Consider the following 4,200-nt stretch of genomic DNA (forward strand, 5'->3'; position numbering starts at 1 on the left):
GTTTATGTATCTATAATTAGTTTTATCCAAAGAGGTACAAAAGATACCAGGAAATTTGAGTGATATATAAGGGTTAAGAAATATGATTAACCCTATTATGTTGTTATTAATGAGGTGATAAAATGTTAAAAACTGATTTAAAAAAAGAAATAGAATCTACCCTTGAATTAATTAAGATAGATATAGATGAGTATTTAAAGGATGGAGATATAGAATCTGCATTTAAGAGAATAGATAGAGGTATGAAGGGGATTTTAGGCCTAGATATACTTACTGTTAATACATTAGCTTTTGAAAATATATTAGAATTAGTAAGTAAAGAAAATCAATATAATTCAGACAGATATACAGCCCTTGGAGAGCTTTTATTTTTTGAAGGATGTATATATGATAAATTAAATAATAATTCAAATAAGATAAATTTTTATAAAAAAGCATTAAAAAGTTTTTATGCTGCTTTTTGTGAAGATAATGAAGTAGATGAGAAATATAGAGATGATGTTATGTCTATTTTAGATTATTTAAGTGAGTACGAAATAAACTTAAGTGAAAGTAAAATGTTATTTAATTTATATGAGTATAATAAATGTTTTGATAAGGCTGAAGATATGTTATTTTATATGATTAAAATCAGTAATAAAAGTAAAAACATCATTAATAACGGGATAGAATTTTATAATAGATTAAAAGCTATGGATGAGGATATATTAATAGAAGGTAATCTTCCTATAGAAGAAGTTGAAGACAGTCTTAAAGAGATAGAGAAAATGATATAAAAAAGATGCCCAAAAGGCATCTTTTATTTTATAGGATTAAATACAATATCCTGAACAATTTCATGTAAGTTTGCTAATTCATCTTTTGATAATACTGTAGGATCTATTGGTTTATGGATTATAACAGTAAGATCTGATGCTTTAATTTTATTTTTATTTTCTTCTAAAACTTTATATGTTCCATTAAGTGTAACAGGTACTATTAATGATTTAGACTTTGTAGCAAGTTTAAAACTTCCTGCTTTAAAATCTCCATGTTTACCACCCTTACTTCTAGTTCCTTCAGGGAATACAACCATAGAATAACCACTTTTTAAAATATTAATACCTTTGACAATTGTTTCAGCGGATTGTCTTAAGTTTTTTCTATCCATAAATACACATTGAATTCTTCTCATCCATGCGCTTAATAGTGGTATACCTTCTAATTCTTTTTTTGCTATAAAACCTTTTGGAGTATCTATTACAGCCATTAAAAGAGGAATATCAAAATTACTTTGGTGATTTGCTACAAAAAGAGCTGTTTTATCTTTTGGAATATTCTCAAGTCCTTTAACAGTAACTTTACATCCAGATAATTTTATGACAAATTTTGCCCACCAATGTGTTATTCTATATATAGTCATGTTGTATTCTTCAATTTTATCTTTACGTTTTAAATAGTTTGCTTTTATTAATCCTAATTGAGCTATAAGTGCGGCTAAAATAGCTAGAGGATAAATATATAATGATCTAAACATAATTATTATGTCCTTTCTAATTTAATTCATTATTCTAGAATAGTATATTACAATATAGGGAAGAATTAAAGAATAATTAGTAGAGGAAGTATTATAGTTTATGAAAAAATCATATAATAATTTTAAATATTTAAGAGTATCTTAAGATTGGTAAATTAAAATATATAGTATAAACAAAATGTTTAAATGGAGAGTAATTAATGGAGTCTAGTAAAATAAATAAAAAAGAATATAGTTATGTGGTGAAAGAAAAAGTACTTGGGTTAACAGATGAAGAAGTTAAAGAAAGAATTTACAGTGGTTTAGTCAATAAATTAGCACCAGCACCATCAAGAACTTTATGGCAGATGATTAGAGCTAATTTTTTTAATATTTTCAATGCTCTTAATATAGTTCTTGCTTTATTAGTTATAATAGCAGGCTCTCCTAAAAATGCTATATTTGCAGGAGTAATCATAGTTAATAGTATTATAGGAGTTGGACAGGAACTAAATGCAAAGAAAACTTTAGAAAAGCTATCTCTTTTAAGTATGGCAAAAGCTAAAGTTTTAAGAAATGGAGTAGAGAAAGAAATTTCTGTTGAAGAATTAGTTGTTGATGACATTGTTTGTTTGTCTAGTGGAAATCAGGTTTTAGCTGATTGTATAGTTATTGATTCAGATGAACTTGAAGTGGATGAATCAATGCTTACAGGTGAGTCAGATCCAGTCTATAAAAAAGAAAATGATGAATTGTTCTCAGGGAGTTTTATAGTAGCTGGAGAAGGTCATGCAAAGATAACTAAGGTTGGAGAAAATACATATTCTTCAAAACTTGCAGATGAAGCAAGAAAATTTAAAATAGTAAATTCAGAACTTCAAACATCTATAAGTAAGATAATAAAAATACTTTTATTTTTAATAGGACCTTTAGGAGTAATATTAATAGCAACTCAAATGTTTTTCTCTAATTCAGGTTGGAGAGAAGCTTTAATAAGTGTAGTTTCAGGAATAATTGGAATGGTTCCTGAAGGTTTAGTATTACTTACAAGTGCAACATTTATAGTATCAGTTGTAAGATTAGCAAAACATGAAACCTTGGTGCAGCAGCTATCTGCAACAGAAATTTTAGCAAGAGTAGATGTACTATGCGTTGATAAAACAGGAACTATAACAGAAGGAAGATTAAATGTAAGAGAAGTTAAACATTTAAATAATGCTAAGCAAAGTGAAATAGATAATATACTTGCAGCTATAGCGCATAATCTGCATAGTAAGAATCCTACACAGCAAGCTATTTTAGAGCATTATAAAGAAGCTCCTGTGGTAGATATAATTGAAAAAGTTCCTTTCTCATCAAGAAGAAAGTGGGGAGGAATAATATTAAGAAATCATGGAAGCTGGGTCCTTGGAGCGCCTGAAGTTTTGCTTCAAGATAAATATGAAAATATAAAAAATGAAGTTGAGAAAGAAGCAGCTCAAGGAAGCAGAGTGCTTTTACTTGGAAAAGTGAATCAAATTTCTTTAAAGAAGGGACTTGTTTCAGAAGTTGAAGAATGCGCCCTTATATTAATTGAAGATGTAATAAAAGAAGAGGCACCAGAAGCCTTAAAATACTTTAAAGAAGAAGGTGTTACTGTAAAAGTTATATCAGGAGATAACCCAGTAACAGTTTCAGCGGTAGCAAAGAGAGCTGGAGTTGATGGTTATGATAGATATGTAGATGCAAGAACTCTGCCAAAGAAGGTTGATGAACTTGCAGAGGTAGTAGATAATTACACAATCTTTGGAAGAGTTACACCTCACCAAAAGAAAAGCTTAGTTAAGGCTCTTCAAAAGAATGGTCACACAGTAGCTATGACAGGTGATGGAGTAAATGATGTACTTGCACTTAAAGAATCTGATTGTGGAATAGCTATGGCAAATGGTTCTGAGGCTACTAAGGCAGTTGCTCAATTAGTGCTTATGAACTCGGATTTTGGAGCTTTACCAAACGTAGTAAAAGAGGGAAGACAGCAGATTAATAATCTAGAGAGAGTAGCTCAGTTATTTTTATCAAAGACAATGTTCTTTGTAAGTTTAACTTTAGTAATTTCAATATTAATGTTACCTTATCCTTTGACACCGATACAAACATCCTTAGTTGGAAGTTGTGCAATTGGAATTCCGGCATTCTTCTTAGCACTAGGACCATCAGGAGGTAAGGTTAAGAAAGGATTCTTAAAGAGAATCTTAACAAAGAGTATACCAAATGGAATTGTAATGATGATACTTACAGTTTCAGCTTTTGTATTAAGTCACTTGGCAGGAAGATCTGTAGATGAAGGTAGAACAACTGCAGTATTAGTTTTCTTAGGAGTAAGTTTAGTTATATTAGCAAGAGTAGCAAGGCCTTTCACTAAATTTAAATTACTTTTAGTATTATTAATGGCCTTTGTATCTCTAATATGCTTTGTTATTCCTTTAGGACGATATGTATTTAGTTTTACTACTTTAACATATCAAGAAGTTATTATTTCAGCTGTATGTGTTTTATTATCATGGCCAATGATAGAACTAGCATTTAGATTTACAAGCTGGATAGCTGATAGAAAAGGTAAAAAGTAATAATTATATGTTGTAACTAAATAATTTATATTTGTTTAGTTACAACTTTTTTGTGCGCCCAGCATGGGCGTGCACTAATCGGTGAAAGTCCGTAACGGG

3 protein-coding genes are annotated in these 4,200 nt (G+C 29.5%); 2 read left to right on the plus strand and 1 reads right to left on the minus strand.

Annotation, left to right across the window (positions count from 1 at the left end):
- Nucleotides 1–122 precede the first annotated feature (122 nt).
- Nucleotides 123–776 carry a DUF6483 family protein gene (locus tag BM384_RS15905; protein WP_090015076.1) on the plus strand — a complete coding sequence of 218 codons (654 nt, stop codon included), beginning with the start codon at nt 123–125 and terminating at the stop codon, nt 774–776.
- A gap of 23 nt (nt 777–799) precedes the next feature.
- Here the strand turns inward: BM384_RS15905 and BM384_RS15910 are convergent, their stop codons facing one another.
- Nucleotides 800–1,516 carry a lysophospholipid acyltransferase family protein gene (locus BM384_RS15910; RefSeq protein ID WP_090015078.1) on the minus strand — a complete coding sequence of 239 codons (717 nt, stop codon included), beginning with the start codon at nt 1,514–1,516 and terminating at the stop codon, nt 800–802.
- A gap of 200 nt (nt 1,517–1,716) precedes the next feature.
- Between BM384_RS15910 and BM384_RS15915 the strand changes: the two genes are divergently transcribed.
- Entirely contained in the window at nt 1,717–4,101 is a 2,385-nt protein-coding gene (locus tag BM384_RS15915; protein WP_090015079.1) for a cation-translocating P-type ATPase, read from the plus strand.
- The last annotated feature ends 99 nt before the right edge of the window (nt 4,102–4,200 follow it).

This window comes from Clostridium sp. DSM 8431 (assembly GCF_900116755.1).
Taxonomy (GTDB): Bacteria; Bacillota; Clostridia; order Clostridiales; family Clostridiaceae; genus Clostridium.